The organism is Nonomuraea sp. NPDC050022 (assembly GCF_044460705.1).
In the GTDB taxonomy this organism is placed as follows: Bacteria; Actinomycetota; Actinomycetes; order Streptosporangiales; family Streptosporangiaceae; genus Nonomuraea.
In genome coordinates this window covers 654,161-669,796 of the sequence record NZ_JBITKE010000001.1, presented here as the reverse complement: position 1 = coordinate 669,796, position 15,636 = coordinate 654,161, and the positions used below count along the sequence as shown (strand labels likewise).

The 15,636-nt window shown below is 69.4% G+C and carries 11 protein-coding genes; 5 read left to right on the top strand and 6 right to left on the bottom strand.

Annotated elements, in window-relative coordinates:
• Positions 1-31 precede the first annotated feature (31 nt).
• The gene (locus ACIBO2_RS03025; RefSeq protein ID WP_397295049.1) at positions 32-835 is read right to left on the bottom strand and encodes a hypothetical protein; all 804 of its coding nucleotides are present in this window, start codon (positions 833-835) and stop codon (positions 32-34) included.
• A 176-nt stretch (positions 836-1,011) separates the two neighbouring features.
• On the opposite strand from ACIBO2_RS03025, the gene ACIBO2_RS03020 reads away from it, so the two are divergent.
• Positions 1,012-1,590, top strand: coding sequence for a hypothetical protein (locus tag ACIBO2_RS03020; RefSeq protein WP_358536211.1), 579 nt, complete (start codon positions 1,012-1,014; stop codon positions 1,588-1,590).
• A 217-nt stretch (positions 1,591-1,807) separates the two neighbouring features.
• Here ACIBO2_RS03020 and ACIBO2_RS03015 read toward each other — a convergent pair whose 3' ends face one another.
• On the bottom strand, positions 1,808-2,710 hold the full coding sequence (locus tag ACIBO2_RS03015) for a slipin family protein (RefSeq protein ID WP_358536209.1): 903 nt from the start codon (positions 2,708-2,710) through the stop codon (positions 1,808-1,810).
• A gap of 536 nt (positions 2,711-3,246) precedes the next feature.
• Between ACIBO2_RS03015 and ACIBO2_RS03010 the strand changes: the two genes are divergently transcribed.
• Both ACIBO2_RS03010 and ACIBO2_RS03005 read left to right on the top strand, forming a co-directional pair.
• Complete coding sequence (locus tag ACIBO2_RS03010) at positions 3,247-3,585, top strand: histidine kinase dimerization/phosphoacceptor domain-containing protein (RefSeq protein ID WP_397295046.1); 339 nt, start codon at positions 3,247-3,249, stop codon at positions 3,583-3,585.
• Between the two features lie 340 nt (positions 3,586-3,925).
• Entirely contained in the window at positions 3,926-4,402 is a 477-nt protein-coding gene (locus ACIBO2_RS03005) for a pyridoxamine 5'-phosphate oxidase family protein (RefSeq protein WP_358536205.1), read from the top strand.
• A 490-nt stretch (positions 4,403-4,892) separates the two neighbouring features.
• Here the strand turns inward: ACIBO2_RS03005 and ACIBO2_RS03000 are convergent, their stop codons facing one another.
• Complete coding sequence (locus tag ACIBO2_RS03000) at positions 4,893-5,420, bottom strand: hypothetical protein (protein WP_397295044.1); 528 nt, start codon at positions 5,418-5,420, stop codon at positions 4,893-4,895.
• A 348-nt stretch (positions 5,421-5,768) separates the two neighbouring features.
• Between ACIBO2_RS03000 and ACIBO2_RS02995 the strand changes: the two genes are divergently transcribed.
• Complete coding sequence (locus tag ACIBO2_RS02995) at positions 5,769-8,639, top strand: BTAD domain-containing putative transcriptional regulator (protein WP_397295042.1); 2,871 nt, start codon at positions 5,769-5,771, stop codon at positions 8,637-8,639.
• Here the strand turns inward: ACIBO2_RS02995 and ACIBO2_RS02990 are convergent.
• A complete protein-coding gene (locus tag ACIBO2_RS02990; protein ID WP_397295040.1) occupies positions 8,628-10,907 on the bottom strand; it encodes a hypothetical protein in 2,280 nt (759 codons plus the stop codon). The genes ACIBO2_RS02995 and ACIBO2_RS02990 overlap by 12 nt on opposite strands.
• A 289-nt stretch (positions 10,908-11,196) precedes the next feature.
• Between ACIBO2_RS02990 and ACIBO2_RS02985 the strand changes: the two genes are divergently transcribed.
• A complete protein-coding gene (locus ACIBO2_RS02985; protein WP_397295038.1) occupies positions 11,197-11,994 on the top strand; it encodes a calcium-binding protein in 798 nt (265 codons plus the stop codon).
• Between the two features lie 50 nt (positions 11,995-12,044).
• On the opposite strand, the gene ACIBO2_RS02980 is transcribed toward ACIBO2_RS02985, so the two are convergent.
• Together ACIBO2_RS02980 and ACIBO2_RS02975 are read right to left on the bottom strand one after the other, a co-directional pair.
• Positions 12,045-13,658 (bottom strand): AbfB domain-containing protein, encoded by a 1,614-nt coding sequence (locus tag ACIBO2_RS02980; RefSeq protein WP_358536195.1) that lies wholly within the window; start codon positions 13,656-13,658, stop codon positions 12,045-12,047.
• Positions 13,659-13,728: 70 nt separating this feature from the next.
• Positions 13,729-15,501: an RNA polymerase sigma factor gene (locus ACIBO2_RS02975; protein WP_397295036.1), complete on the bottom strand. Its 1,773-nt coding sequence runs from the start codon at positions 15,499-15,501 to the stop codon at positions 13,729-13,731.
• Between the last annotated feature and the right edge of the window lie 135 nt (positions 15,502-15,636).

Sequence of the window (15,636 nt, the reverse complement as noted above, 5' to 3'; positions counted from 1 at the left end):
GCGGGCGCCGGGCTTCGGGAGCTCAGCCCCTTTAGATGTCGTCGGCCTTCCAGTGGGTCAGGCCGTAGGTCTCCGCGATGGGGCGCCACGCCTCGACGAATCGGGCCTTCGCCGTCTGGGCGTCGCCCGATTTGTCGAGTCCGCGCTGGTAGTCGGGATCCTGGGCGATGGGTCCGGTGCAGCCCTTAGCCAGGTGGCGCCGTCCCCAGGTGAGGAAGGCGGCGTCGGCGGAGTAGGAGGCGTGGAGCGCGGCCACGAGGGACTCCTTGAGCGCCGGTCCCTCCGGCAGGGCGGTCAGGTCGAGCGCCTGGGCCAGGGTCAGCTGGTCGCGCCGGTTGACGGTGATGTTCTGGATGGCGTTCACGCCGCTCCGCTCGCATTTGCTCGCGCGGGCGATGGCCCCCGACAGGCTGGCGCGGGTCGAGTGGCTGTTGGTCAGCAGATCATCCAGACCGGTGGCCTGCCGGGCGGCCTGGTCGGTGTCGGCCGCCGGCGCTCCGGTGTCGGTCGCCGGTGCTGAGGTCGCGCCGGTGGCATCGGTGGCATCGGTGAGCACGGGCACCTCGTCCTGCCGCGCCTGGGTGTCTCCTTCACCGGAGGGCCAGGGGAGACCGGAGGCGAGCCACCAGACCAGCCCGAGGGCGAGCGCCGGCAGGATCAGGCCGAGGAAGACCAGCGACGTCCAGGGGCGCGGCCGATCCCAGGGGTCCCATTCCCCACCGTCCGCCCGCGCCGGTGGCTCCGCGAGGGCCGCTCCACACCTCGGACACCGGTCGAGGTTCCCGGCGTCGGCCCCGCATCGCCCACAAAGGCGGCCGGAGCCCGATTCATCCACCAATGCACCTCTCCCTAATTAATCACGAAAAACCAGGACAAATGCTTTATTGCTGATTCGTCGTGTCGACGGCCGCTCGCATTACCGAAAGAAGACTATTTGATAACGAGCCACTCTTGAGATATTCGCCCACTATAGGCTCACCGCCACGCACGAATGAGCGGGAGGCGGCCACGATGCTCAACAGCTCCGGAACGGATTCCCTGCACACGCTGACCTCGAATGCGAGAACGTCTCGCATGGGCAATGTGACCCGTTACCTTTGCGGCGCTGCCTACCTGGACAGCGGCTTCCGCGTGCGGGCGCTGATCTGGCTCTGGGCCGGGTACTCAGCCTTCTCGCTGCTCTTTCTGGCGATCTTCAGTGCACTCTTCTCTGCGGCTACGGGCTTGCTCACCTCACGCCGCTCATCATTTCCCGATATATACGGAATTGAGCCTGCCGCTCCGGATCTCGTGAGCGACAGCACCGGCTCCCTGTTGCAAGCGCCCATGGTTCCGGCCGTCACGCTCGGCGTCGCGCTCGTGTACCGGATCGCGATCTACCTGACCCTCGTCGGGAGCCTCAAGCCGGGCGCGCCGGAGCCCATCATCAGAACCCCAAACTGGCCCGCCGCCTCGACTACATTTGCGGCGCGCAATGGGGAAACATCACCATGTACGCGAACGAGGACGCCTTCCTCGGCGCCGGGACCATCCAGCGGAACTGGTCCATCGCCGTCGAACTCGACCGAAGGCGCGGCGGGACGCGGCTGATGTGCGGCGGGAGTTGGCCGAGGCGGAGCCGCGAGCTCTTCTCCTAGGATCCCCGGCTGTCTCGTCACACGACCGTCTCGATCTCTGCGACGGTCCGGCATACATGCGTCGACCAGCGCGTTCAGTGACGCGGTGTTGAGACACTGGTAGTGCCACCGCAGGCCGTGCGAACTCATGCCGCGGAGTCGACAGCCGCAGTGCGTTCATCCGCCCCCGCTCAGGCGATCTCTACGATGCCGTTGCCCGCAGGAACCTCGACCGGTACGACGGCGTCCTTTGCGGGGACGGGTTGGGCGGCGGCCTTCTGCTCACGGGCAAGGAAGGCGCCGAGTTCGGCGATGGTGGTCATCAGCGGGGCGGGGAAGACGACGGTGCTGTTCTTGTCCACGCCGATCTCGACCAGGCTCTGCAGGTTGCGCAACTGCAACGCCAGCGGGTGGGCCATCATGATGTCGGAGGCCTCGCCCAGCGCGGCGGCGGCCAGATGCTCGCCCTCCGCGTTGATGATCTTGGCGCGCTTCTCCCGCTCGGCCTCGGCCTGGCGGGCCATGGCGCGCTTCATGCTGTCGGGGAGCTGGATGTCCTTCAGCTCCACCAAGGTCACCTCCACCCCCCATTCGACAGTGGTGACATCGAGGATCTGGCGGATGTCCAGGTTGATCCGGTCGGTCTCCGACAGCGTCTCATCCAGGGTGTGCTGGCCGACGACCTTACGCAGCGTGGTCTGGGCGATCTGGTCGATGGCCGCGCGGACGTTCTCGATCGCCACGACCGACTTGATCGCATCGACCACCTTGAAGTAGGCGACCGCGGACACATCGACACTAACGTTGTCGCGGGTGATGATGCCCTGGGACTGGATCGGCATCGTGACGATCCGCATCGACACCCGGCGCAGCACATCCACGATTGGGATGATCAACCGTAGGCCTGGTTCGCGTACTCCTTGCACCCGGCCCAGGCGGAAAAGCACGCCCTGCTCGTACTGCTTGACGATCCGCACCGCCAGCGCCAACACCAGCAGCAGCACGGCCACGATGATCGCAGGGATGGTCCAGCCGTTCATGGTCAGCTCCGTTCGCTCTCCAGCGGAGATCGCCGGGTCCGGCAGGATCGACAAGACATCCTCGTCAACCCGGCTGGTGGACGCCCTGTGGGCGATCCCCTTACCGGAAGCCTCCAGCCGGGCGCGCCTGGCCGCCAGAGGCGAAAGACCTCAGCCGGCACGACCGCGAGGGGCGTTCGGCGGCGCGGGGTGGGACCCTCTGCCCTGTCGCGAGAAGGCAGGCGCTTCGCTCCTCGCCCGTGAGCCACCATCAGGTTGCACCGCCCAGCGCGTGCTTTTGGGACCGCAAGGGGCGTAGGGTCAGATCAGGAGGAGCACGACACACCAGCCGGGCCGCCTTCTGCCGGGTCCGGGACCAGGCGTTGCCCCAACCCCCGGCGGCATCCACCAGTCCACGGCAGTGCAGGCCATCCCATCGTCGTCCCCGACGGCCGGGGCGTGTGGAGTCCACGGCGGACGACGGGCACCGTCGCGGTCATGGTTATCGCTTCACGATCGCCCACCAGCGTCGGCGACCACTGGACCGGCCGCCCGGAAACCTTTCCGGTCGGCGGGACGGCGAGCCGGTTGGCGCAGCGAGGAACGCCGCCATGCACGGCAACGATTTCGGTCAGACCCATCTGCGTGAAGCCGGCCTTGCCGGCCACGTGAACGCCCCCTTTCAGGCACCGCAGAACCCTGTCGAAGACGACCACCGCATCGCCTCCGACCTGCACGACATCATGGTCAATCAGATCTTCATCGTCAGCCTGGACCTGCACGCCGCCCTCACTCTGACCGACGATGCCCAGGCCAGAACGCGAATCACTCGCGCCATCGGCGGGCTGGATCACGCCGTCGTCGACCTCAGACGCACCCTCTTCGACCTTGGCAGACGCAGTTCTCTCACCGAGGAGGGCCCGACCCCGGACGTGGCCACGATCGACTAGAAAGCACTCTTGCCTGCCCAACATGGGCATGCTCACAGACAACCAAGGTCGTTGGCTGGGTCCTCGCCCGCATCAACGATCCTGACAACGCGTGGCTTTTCGATCGGCGCTGGGGTGCCGACATAGCGCTTCCCGCAGCGACCCCGCTGATGTCCCTGTTCGAGGAGGCCTCCGGCACCACCGACACCATCGGCCCTCTGCGGCTCGCGGCCGCATGCGCGGCAGTCTCTTCACTTCCCCATCACACAAATGACGCCCACCACGCGCAACCCCTCCGAAGTGCCCGGAGGAGCGGCGAAGCCTGACGTGCGGCTGACGAGTCACGTGAGAGGCTGCGTGCATGGAGCAGCAGGACAAGCGATCGCAAGCCACCGGCCACATCCAGGTCCTGGACCGTGATGCCTGCCTGGCGCTGCTGTCAACGGTCGCCGTCGGGCGTATCGCCTGGACGGCACCCGGCACCGATGCCCTGGAGATCGTGCCCGTCAATTTCGTGCTGGACGACGACGGCATCGCGTTCAGAACCGAGAAGGGCGGCAAGCTGGATGCCATCGAACACGGTGTGCCGCTCATCTTCGAAGCCGACGACACGGAGTCGGCCTTGCACGTGGGCTGGAGCGTCGTACTGACTGGCCGGGCCGAAGTGGTCACCGACCCTGGACAGGTCCGTCGTCTGGAGCGCATCGTCGGAGCGCCCTGGGTCGCGATGGCCGAACCGGTGTTCGTACGGCTGTCCCTGAACGAGATCAGCGGTCGCCGCCTTCCCCTGCACCCAGGTGGTGTCATTGCCCCCTCGGCCGAGGATCGGGGCTTTTGAGTTTCCCCCTTCGGAGCGGACATCTCCTGACAATAGATCTTGTTTGCCACGCAAACGATGACCTGCGCACCGCGCGGGCCATCGTCGCAATGTGGGGCTTCGGCCCGTGGCTCATCCGGTTGCGGGCTGGAGAAGTTCGATCTCGATGGCCAGCACGCCGAGCGACTCCTTCTCGGGGCCGTAGATGCGGCAGATGTTGTCGTAGTCGACGAATCCTGTCCCGCTGAATCCGGCATGGTTGGACTCGATTAGGAAGGTTAACTAACGAGTAGTCTGGAGCGTAGATCGGAGGTCTTCCGGCGAGCAAGACCCAAATCTGACCGCCCCAGTCAGACTCGGGTCTTGCTCGCCGAGGACCGCGTGCGGTGTCCCCGTCCAGGGCCGCCGCCGAGGCCCCTGCGGCGCGGCCAACGAGGGCCGCACCGGCTCAGCCGCCGAGGACCGCGTCCTGGCCGATGGGTGCGATGCGGTGGCCAGGACGCGGTCCCTGTCACCAGGGGGCGGTGCAGATGGCCCGGCTACCGGGCACGCCCCTCGGTGCCCCGCAGGCGCGGAACTGCAGGTTCGGGTCGCTCGAGGTGCGCGCGGCGGGAGTGATCACGATGTCCCCGTCCCAACGGGCCTCGAACGGACCGCAGTAGCCCCAGGTACGGCCCCCGTCGCTGGTCACGTCAAGGGTGACCCAGTCGCCCTGCTTGGCGCCGGACAGCTGGGCCCAGCCGTGCTGGATGCCCTGGATCTTGCCGTACATGAGATTGAACTGCGGGCGTCCGTTGGTGCCGCCCCAGCGGACCATACGGGCGGACTTCGGGTCGTTGCCCGTGAAGTGCCACCATCCGCCGCAGTCAATGGGATCGGCCGCGGCCACCGCCGGACGCGCCGCCGTCCCAGCCACCGCCGGACGGGCCGCCGCCGCTGCCACCGCTGCGGCCCCCGCCGGACGTGCCGTCGCGGGCGCGGGCGCCGCCGACGCGCTCGGCGCGGACACAACGGCACCGGCGAGTAGAATGGCCGACACCGCAGCCACCCCGAGATGTCTTTTCTGCATGTTTCTCCCCCTGGTCTAAGCGAAATTCCTGACCCCTTGTCGTCATCACGCTAAACAGCGGCCCTGTCAAAAGGCTGACGTCATCCTTTCGGCAACCTGTCGCCCCAGCGCGCGGCCGCCGTATTAAGGATGGCTAGGAAGTAGAACTCCGGACAGGATGTATTCCGGTACGCGCGGAAAGCGTCCTTCCTTGCTGCATGGTGGAGAGTGCGAACAGGTGATCGTGTCATTGGGGATGGCGCGCACACCGACGGGAGATCGCGGAAAGGTCCACGGATGGAAACGGGTACGGGGATCCGGTTCAGTGTGCTGGGACCATTGGAGATAACACGGGGCGGCCGGCCGGTGCGACTCTCGGCGGCCAAGCAGCGCATCGCGCTGGCGACGCTACTGGTGAACGCCAACCACCACGTACCGCCCGACAAACTCATCGAGTACGTGTGGGGCGACGACGTGCCCAGGCAGGCGCGCGCAGCCCTGCACACCCAGATGACCAGGCTGCGCCGGGCACTGGACGACGGCGCCGACGGGCGGCCGCTGATCGAGACCATGGGGGCTGGATACCTCCTGCGGGCCGACGCCGACACCCTCGACGTCGAGCGGTTCCGCGAGCTCGCCGGACAGGCGACGCGGGCGGCCACGGCGGGCGACCAGGCGGAAGAGTCCGGTCTGCTGCGCGAGGCGCTCGGGTTGTGGCGGGGCCCGGTGCTGGTCGACGTGGCGTCGGAGTCGCTGCACCGCGATGAGGTGCCCCGGCTGGGAGAGGAGCGGATGCGGCTGCTGGAGCGCTGGTTCGACCTCGGGCTGCGGACCGGCCGCCACGAGGAGATCATCGCGGACCTCAAGGCCGCCACCGCCGAGCACCCGCTGCGCGAGCGGCTGTGGGAACAACTGGTGCTGGCCCTCCATCTCGCCGAGCGCCGGGCCGAGGCGCTTGAGGTCTACCGCCACGTCGCCGCCCTGCTGCGCGAGGAGCTAGGCATCGATCCGGGCAGCGAGCTGCGGCGTCTCCAGCAGGCCGTGCTGAACGGCCTTCCCCTGACGACGACGGAGCCGGCGCCCGCCGAGCCCGCGACCTATCCCCCGGCCCCGGTGCCGCGTCAGCTGCCGTCCGACCTCGCCCGGTTCACCGGCCGCCACACGGACCTGGCGAGGCTGTACGACTTACTTCCGGAAGAGGGAGAGCACCGGCCCATCGTCATCGCGGCGATCGGTGGCGCGGGCGGGGTCGGCAAGACCGCGCTGGCCGTGCACTGGGCCCATCAGGTGCGGGAGCGCTTCCCCGACGGGCAGCTGCACATCGACCTGCGCGGGTTCGGCCCCGGCGAGCCGATGGCGCCCGCCACCGCACTGGAGATGATGCTGCGGTCCCTGAACGTACCCGCCGACCAGATCCCCACGGCGGTCGAGGCCCGCTCCGCGCTGCTGCGCAGCACGCTGGCCGGGCGGCGGGTGCTGGTGCTGCTGGACAATGCCCGCGACACCGCCCAGGTACGGCCTCTGCTGCCCGGGTCTGACTGCCTGGTGCTGGTGACCAGCCGCACCCGCCTGGCCGGGCTGGCCGTACACGATGACGCGCGGCACGTCTTCCTGCGCAGGTTGCCTGAGGCGGAGTCGCACACGCTCCTGGGCAAGATCCTCGGCGCCGGGCGGGTGGCCGCCGAGGCCGAGGCCGCGGCCGAGCTGGCCCGGCTGTGCGCCCACCTTCCGCTGGCGCTGGCGATCAGCGCCGAGCACGTGACCCGGCGGTCCGGCGCGCGGCTGGCGGACCTGGTCGCCCAGTTGCGCGACGAGCGGTCCCGCCTCGACCTGCTCGACGTGGACGACGATCCGCACATGAGCCTGCGGGCGGTGTTCTCGTGGTCGTACCAGGCGCTCGATCCGCGGGCCGCGCGGGCGTTCCGGCTGCTCGGGCTGCACAGCGGTACGGAGTTCGGGGTCGGCGCCGCCGCGGCGCTGATCGGGGTCCCGCCCGCCGAGGCACGGCGGCTGGCCGAGATCCTGACCGACCGGTGCCTGCTGGAGACGGGCGGTGTCGAGCGGTATCGCATGCACGACCTGATGCGCGTCTACGCCGGCGAACGGGTCGAGGCGGAGGAGTCCGACGCTGACCGGCTGGCCGCGATCAAGCGCCTGCTGTCGTGGTACCTCCACACCGTCGACCAGGCCGACCAGGTGCTCAACCCCCAGCATCAGGGCCTCCCGCTCCCGCCGCTGGAGCCGTCGTGCGAGCCGTACACCTTCTCCGGCTACGACGCCGCGCTGTGCTGGCTCCAGACCGAGCACGCCAACCTCATGGCCGCCGTACAGCGGGCCTTCACACTCGGCCAGTACGGCGTGGCATGGCAGCTGCCGTGCGCGCTGTGGAGCTTCTTCAACCTGCGCAAGCACTGGGACGCCTGGATCTCCAGCAACGAGATCGGCCTGGAGGCCGCGCTGCTGCTGGGCGACGCGCACGCCGAAGCCACGATCCGTACCAGCCTCGCGCTGGCTCACTGGGACCGCCGGCAGTTCAAGGACGCGCTTCCGCACGCCGAGATCGCGCTGGCGCTCCAGCGTGATCTCGGCGACCGGTGGGGCCAGGGCAACGCGCTGAACACGCTCGGCCTGGTGCATCGGGATCTGGACGCGGCGGAGGTGGCCGTCGTGTGCCACCGGGAGGCGCTGGCCATCTTCACCGACCTCGGCTATCACTGGGGGCAGGCCATCGCCTCGGCCGGGCTCGGCCGGGCGCTGCTGGCTCTCGGCCAGCCGCGTACGGCGCTCCAGCACCATCTGTCCGCGCTCGCCGCCTTCCGCGCGATCGACAATCTCTGGGGTGAGGGCATCGCGCTGACCGACATGTGCATCACGTACGCCGCGCTGGGCGACCACGAGGAGACGATCCGCTGGTGCTTCCGCTCGCTCGACCGCAGCCGTGAGATCGGCGACTGCAACACCGAGGCCCGCACCCTGCACATCCTGGGCCAAGCCCTGGCGGCGACCGGCTGCCCGGTGCTGGCCGTCGAGACCTGGCGGCGGTCCCTGACCATCTTCGACCACCTGGCCGACAGCGAGGCGGCTCAGGTGCGGGCCAACATCGCCGAGGTGGAGGCGGAGACCGGCTTGTCCGCGGAATCCATGCTCGAACCGGAGAAAGCGTGGCTCTCGGACATCGTCGCCTCATCCCGCGTCATCTCATCCCGCTGAGTCCCGCGGGCTCCACCGGCTCACCACGGATCGCGCGAAGCCGGTGAGGAGATGGGTCTCGCCATAGATCCGGGCCACGTCCTCGGCCACTCGCGCGCAGCGCCGCACCGCGGCCTCGGGGTCGCCGAGCCTGCCGAGCTGGTGCGCGAGGATGACCTCACCCGCGAGGACATGCGCGTCACCGGCGCCGAACACGCTCCGGCCCACCTCCAGGGCCCATTCGGCGATCTCTCTGGCCCGCTCATGGTCTCCCGCCCCGTCCATCCGGCCGCCCACCCACCAGGCCAGATTGGTGAACAGCGCCATGGCGCCCCAGCCATCCAGCGTCCCCTCCTGGAGCCCACGCTCACCCAGCTCGTCGAGCCAGGCGACGGCATCCGCGTCGAGCCTCGGGTCGCCGATCTCCTCAAGGGTGGCCTCGATGTTGTCCAGGCTGTCGGCGATCTCGCCGTCACCGATCGCGACCTTGTCGGCGGCGAGCTCCTGCCAGAGCTCGACCGCCCGGCGGGGGTTCCCGCCCCACCGGGTCCAGACCGCGACCTCGAAGCGCCCACCGTGCACGATGCCGCTGTCGGCCCCGTGCACCCGCGTACCGACCTCGACGAGCTCCTCCGCCAGCGCGAGCGCCTCTTCCGTACGGCCCACCGCGCCGACCTGGCGGGCCAGCGTCAGACGGCACGCCAACGTCTGCGCGTGTTCCGCGCCCAGGAGGCGTTCGCTCTCTTCCACCGCCGCCCGCGCGAGGTCGAGCGCCCGGGCGGGATCTCCGCTCGCGTGATAGCGCGCCCCGACCCACCAGGCCACCTGACGTCGGAGTTCGATCACCTCCTCCGGCGGGGCTCCGCTCTCGGACGCCCTGGCCAGGGCCTGTTCCAGGCAGCTCACCACGTCCTCGTCGCGGCCGGCTGAACTCATCATGTGGGAGAAGTCCAGCGCCGCCTCGAGAAGCCCCGCGTCGAACGCCTGGTGAAGGGCGCGCTCGGCGATATCCGTACGGTTCCGGAAATATGCCGACCAGCCGACCTCCACAACATCACTCGCGGTGACGAAGGAGACGACGGCCTCCCAGGTCTGCCCCGGCACCCCGGTCAGGCCTTGGGCCTCGTCCAGGGCGTCGGCCAAATAGTCGAACGCCACATACTGCTCATCCTCGGCCGGAACCAGCAGGCTGCTGGTCGAGTGCAGCGGTTGCGTCGCCCAGTCCAGCGCCTGCTCCCACGATTCCGGGCGAACACCGGGCCGCAGGTAGCCCTCGTGTAACTCGCGCAGCAACGACAGCGGCACCGGCCGTTGCACCCCAGCCCGCCGTACATCGACCGCCGCGCTCACCAGCGCGGCACCGCGCGGGCGGCCCTCCGGCCAGGAGCCCTGAGCGTCCAGCCATTCCTGGAACAGCTGCGGGCCGGCGGCCAGATACTGGCTCACGCCGTACTGTTCGCCATGCTCGAGCGCCTGGCGGATCCGGTGATCGTCGACGTCGGCCGCCGCCCGCCGCTCGTCCGGCGACCACAGGCGCTCGATCCGGATCTCCAGCGCCTGCTTCAGCACGGCTCCCGCCAACCGATGCGCCTGCCGGTCGCTGTCGCTCAGACCCGAGCTCGCCCGAGGGCTGTAGCGAGCCCGCTCGTGCGATCTCATCGTGGCCAGGACCACGCAATGACGGTCCGGCGCGGCGATCAGTGGGCTGATCATCTCCGCCATCAGGCCGTCCACGCCCAGGTACAGGTCCAGGTCGTCCAACCAGATGACGCTCTTGCTCCGGCGCCGCGCCAGGTCCAGGGCCTGCGGCAGGTCCGGCTTGCCCACCGGGCGGATGAACGTATGGTCCGGCAGGCACGCGCGCATCGCCTCGTAGGCGGCTCTGGACTTGCCGGCCGTCGACTCGCCCACGACCAGGACGAACCTACTCACGGCCAGCGCCCGCTCCAGGTCGTCGCTCCGGTCGCGGCGGGTGTACGGCGGGCATCGGTCGATCGTGCCGTCGGGCCCGGTCAGTGGGGGCGCCAGGTGGACCCCGATGCTGAGCGGGTCTTCGATGTCGCGCACCAGGGGCGGCTTTCGGCGTTCGCCGGTGTAGAGCTGCGGCCGCGTGGCCGCGTTCCGGTCGATCGCGCGCTCGGCTCGTACGGTGAGGACCGCGGCCCCGCCGCTGACCGCCCCCACCAGCAGGGAGCCGACCAGCGCGGGCATGGACGACGCCAGGAGTGAGACCACCGCGCTCGCCGTCGCCGCGATCACCAGGAGCCACCAGCCGCGCAGCCGCCTCATGTATCCGCCGCCCTCCGTCGCCCCATATGCAGCAGAGTATGACTCAAATGCACATGATCTTGCATGGGAATCGGCGCGATATTCGACGGCGAACGCCTCCCGGTTACGGCGTTCCATTCCGTTCCATTCAGTTCCATCGTCGGGACGGATATCCACCGCGCGGCTCCGCCACCAGGCGATACGTATAATGATCCGGGCCATAAAGAATATGCGCCCTTTTACCTGTCCCGAGACGGCACGCATACCCTCTAATTGCGGCACATCCCCTTCAGAGAGGTGTGCACCACACATGAGAAAGATTCTGTCCATCCTGGCGTTGGTCGCGACCATGGCCGGTGTCCAAGCGGCCTTCGCCTTACCGTCCCGCGCGGACACCTTGGCGGCCCTCTTCGGCAACAACCTCCAAGTGGTGGCGGCCCAGGGCAAGGTGAACAACATCACCGTCTCCACCGACGCCTCCGGCAACGTACTGGTCTCCGACACCGGCGACGTGGTCCGCGCCGACGGCGGCGCCTGCGCGCAGGTCACGGCCAGCCAGGTACGGTGCCAGGGCGTCATCGTCATCCGGATCTTCGCCGGCGACCTGGACGACACCATCACCAACAACTCCGCGGTGACCACGCAGCAGTTCGGCGAGGCCGGCCGGGACACCCTCAGGGGCGGCAGCGCCGGCGACACCCTCTCCGGCGGCCTGGGCGACGACACCGCGTTCGGCAACAGCGGTGACGACATCTACCAGGCCGACGGGATCGACGGCCGGGACAGCTTCTCCGGCGGTCCCGGATCGGACCTGGCGGCCTACAACAACCGGGGCGCCGCCCAGACCATCACCCTGGACGGGGTGGCCAACGACGGCACGGCCGGCGAGGGCGACAACGTCGGCGGCGACGTGGAGCGGGTGTTCGGCGGCGCGGGCGCCGACCGGATCACCGGCAACGCCGCGGCCAACGAGATCCGGGGCGGCAACGGCGACGACGTCATCAACACCGTCGACGGGATCGGCGGCAACGACACCATCAGCGCCGACGGCGGCACCGACACGTGCGACTCCGACAGAGGCGACACCGAGCTCAACTGCGAGATCTGACGAAAGGTGCCCGGGCGGCGCGCTCACACCGCCGCCGCCCGGCACTCGGGTCAGGCGGTCGGCTTGAAGGAGCTGTCTCCGCGGAACAGCGTCGTGTCCTCTGCCTTGTCCAAGCGGAGGACGTCGTCGCGGTGGCGGACGAACCGACCGGGGTAGTTGGCCGACTCCAGCCGCACCGACCCGTCCACCGTGCCCTGGCGAGCGTGGAAGGTCGCGTCGCGCTTGAACAGCGCGGTGCCGTCGTTGGTGTCGAATCGGACCAGGAAGTCCTTGTGCCGCAGGTATCGGCCCTCGGAGTCGACGAAGGAGTATCCCTTGGCGTCGGACAGGCCGGGCACGATGCGCAGCGCGAGCGCGGTCGCCCCGATGCGGCCCACGGCGCCCGCGGCCTGGATGTACGCCTTCGGATGATTGACCGACTGGAAGGCCCGCGAGACGCCCGTCGGCAGCAACCCGCCCCCGCCCGCGGCCGTGGCCCGGGTGAAGGTCAGCGTGCCGAAGCCGAGGTTGTCCCACTTGCTGCCGCCGTAGTCCCCGCCTCCCCCTTCGGGGGCGAGCCGCTTGACGTACGCCTCGATGTGGGGCACCGGCAGCCCGCGGCGGACCCCGTAGTGGTTGTAGAGCAGCGCCCAGACCGGGTCGTTCATGCCGCGTCCCGCCGCGGAGACCTCCGTCTGCTCACGGGGTGCGCAGTTCCGTCCGGTCCCCCACTTGTACGTGGTGAACGGCACGCTCTCGCCGAGGTTGTACTTGGCGACATACTGGGCGCCCTTCATGAACCGGTCGTCGGCGTAGCCGTACAGGTCGATGCCCTGGTTCCAGGCCATCTCGCACAGCACGCCCATCAGCCCGATGCCAAAGCTGGCATGGCCCTGGTCGCGGCCGCTCTCCTGCCACTGGCCGAGGCCGCCGGCGTGGAGGAACGGCACCGCGTTCATGATGGCGCCGTTGCCCTTGCCGTGCTTGAAGTACTCCACGGCCTGGTCGACCTTGGCCTGGTCGTCGCAGAGAATGCCGATGGCCAGGATGGAGGCCATGGCGCACAGGTCCCAGTTGGCCCAGTAGTTGGTGATGCAGGCGTCGTTGTGCCCCCGCAGGAACCGGTCGTTCAGCGGGTAGAAGACGGTGAGCATCATCTTCTTGAAGCGGTCGAGGTCGAAACCCGGGTAGCCGCGCATGATCTCGCCGACGTTGGCCAGTTGCCAGCCCTGGATGCCCGCCGCGAGGAAACGGTCGGCGTTGCCCGTCACCGCCTTCAGCGCGGCCGACCAGGCGTTGAGGATGTCGCGGGCGGCGTCGCCGTGGGCCTTGTCGCCGCTGATCTTCCAGCGCAGCGCGTTCTGGTAGGCGGCGGCCACGTCGATGGCGAGCTGCACGTGGTTCGCCCCCGTGCCACCTCTGACGACCGTCTCCACCGGGCGAGCCTTCCAGGTGCTCTTGGAGCGGCTGTTGGCCACCAGCTTGTCCCAGCCCGCCTTCCACGGCTGGGCTCCGGCGTTCACCTGGGCCCGCATCCGGTCGAAATCCGGCTGCGTGTGCAGCATGCCGGGGTGCCTGAGCGCCGTGGCCGAGGCGCCGGCGGGCAGGGCGGGGAGTACGGCGGCGCCCGCGCCCACGGTCACGGCCGCCTTCAGCAGGCTCCGGCGGGAGGGCTGCGTGGTCATGGAAGTCCTTTCCCAGGGGTCACTCTTGTCACAGGAGACGGAGCCGCCTGTCCGGTGATAACAGAAATTTTCAGAGTGAGACCCGGCTGCGCTGAGGGACCGTCGCGGGGTTGGCGGGCCGCGCCCTGGTGACGTACTGCGGGACGGGGGCGCGGTCGTCACCGGTGTCGCGGGTCAGGCCGTAACGGACGATTCCCCTGGCGGGGTCGAGCCCGGTGGAGATGTCCCGCCAGACCTCGCTCCAGGTCCGGGGCGCCACGTTGAGGTCGACGTCCGTGCCGCTCTCGTTGTTGTGGATGGTGACCTGGCCGTCCAGGTAGTAGAACTCGTTCTGCCACATCTGCTGCTGACCGGAGGGCAGCCGTACGAAGCCGGTCTCGGGAGCGCCCATCCAGGTGACGCCCGGCGCCTGCTCGTCGTCCATCCGCCGCCCACCGCCAGACGCGACGTGGAACAGTCTGCCCTTCAGCCCGGTCCAGGTGGCGGCCCGGAAGTCGCCGATCCGGCTGCGGTAGAGGATGCCCCAGCGGACCTCAACGTAGCCTTTGCCGGTGATGGTGATGTAGTCACCCCGGTGCGTCATCTGGGGGGCGCCGCCATACCTTGAGTAGCCGTGTTTCCCACCGATGGCCAGCGTGCCCGCGGCGCGCCGGGGCAGCGGGGCGGGACGCCGGGCCTTGGGCGGCGCCTGGTCCACCGTGTCGACGGTGCGCCCGTACAGGCCCGCCGGACGGCTCCGCGTCGGCGTCGGCGTCGGCTTCGGCGTCGGCTTCGGCGTCGGCTTCCGCAAGGGGCGCGGGGAGGAGGCGGAGACAGAGGTGGCGATCACCGGCGCGGCCTGCCCGCGCGGCGGCGGCTCGGGCTGGAGGTTCTGGACGATCACCGCACCACCGGCGATCAGCGCGGTGCTGACCGCCGCGATCACGACGGGCTTGGCCGCCAGCGAGGAACCCGCCGCGCCCGCCGCCACCTTGCCCTTGAGTGGGCCCATGGCTGGGCCCATGGCGAGCAGGCCGCCCTTCAGCGCCGGTACGGCTGCCGTCCGCGCCATCTCCAGCAGACCCACCGCGAACCCCGCCGGGACGGCCACCAGGCCCAGCCCCGCCAGCAGCCGGTCGGCCGGAACCAGGTCTGACAGACGATCCGCACAGGTCCGGCACTCGCGTACGTGCCGCGACAGCCGCTTGCGCCACAGGGGTGACGGCGTGCCCGTCCAGCCATCGGCCACGTACGCCAGCCCAACGCAAAGGGGACGGGCCGAGAGGGCCCGCACCACCGCGCGGGCCGACTCCAGCCGCCGCTTGACCCGCTGCACGCGGACGGCCGCGTGTCTCTCCTTCAGGTCCAGGCCGGCGGCCAACTCCGCCCGGGTGAGCTCCTTCGCGGCCTCCAGCCACCACAGCGCGAGCACCTCGCGGTCGTCGGCGTCGAGCCAGCGACTGGCCTCCACCGTCTCCTTGCGCTGCCCGGACAGGCCGAGCCGGGTGACGGTGAGACCGGCGAAGTCGGCACTGGCGTCCGCCAGGCCCAGCGCCTCGTCGAGGGCGGCGGTGTTGGTGGTGGCGGCAGTGGTGGCCCGCCGCCACTCCCGCACCTGGTTCAAGGCGATGGCGACCAGCCAAGATCGGAAGCTCCTGGGGTCGCGCAGCCCGGACACCCCGGTCACGACTCTGGCCATCGTCTCCTGCACGACGTCGTCCACGTCCGGGTGGCCGTTCATGGCACGGCCGACGATGTTGTACACGAGCCGCAGATGGCTCCTGACCAGCTCGTCGACCGCGCCGCGATCGCCCGCCCCGGCCGCCAGCACCGTTTCGACCTCGTACGTCGACCGCGCGTACATCCATCACCCCGATCCGGAACTCCGATGCTCCGACCAGGAGACGGGAACATCACCACTGAAATAACACAAAACAGTGATTGTTCCAGTTTGTCGCTTATGTGGACATCACGGATGATGTGTCACTGAAGGCTCCCG

What these genes read in the sequence shown, in the direction of transcription:
- ACIBO2_RS03005 (WP_358536205.1), top strand. Translation starts at nt 3,926, where the DNA reads ATGGAGCAGCAGGACAAGCGATCGCAAGCCACCGGCCACATCCAGGTC.
- ACIBO2_RS02975 (WP_397295036.1), bottom strand. Translation starts at nt 15,501, where the DNA reads ATGTACGCGCGGTCGACGTACGAGGTCGAAACGGTGCTGGCGGCCGGG.
- ACIBO2_RS03010 (WP_397295046.1), top strand. Translation starts at nt 3,247, where the DNA reads ATGCACGGCAACGATTTCGGTCAGACCCATCTGCGTGAAGCCGGCCTT.
- ACIBO2_RS02985 (WP_397295038.1), top strand. Translation starts at nt 11,197, where the DNA reads ATGAGAAAGATTCTGTCCATCCTGGCGTTGGTCGCGACCATGGCCGGT.
- ACIBO2_RS02990 (WP_397295040.1), bottom strand. Translation starts at nt 10,907, where the DNA reads ATGAGGCGGCTGCGCGGCTGGTGGCTCCTGGTGATCGCGGCGACGGCG.
- ACIBO2_RS03020 (WP_358536211.1), top strand. Translation starts at nt 1,012, where the DNA reads ATGCTCAACAGCTCCGGAACGGATTCCCTGCACACGCTGACCTCGAAT.
- ACIBO2_RS02980 (WP_358536195.1), bottom strand. Translation starts at nt 13,658, where the DNA reads ATGACCACGCAGCCCTCCCGCCGGAGCCTGCTGAAGGCGGCCGTGACC.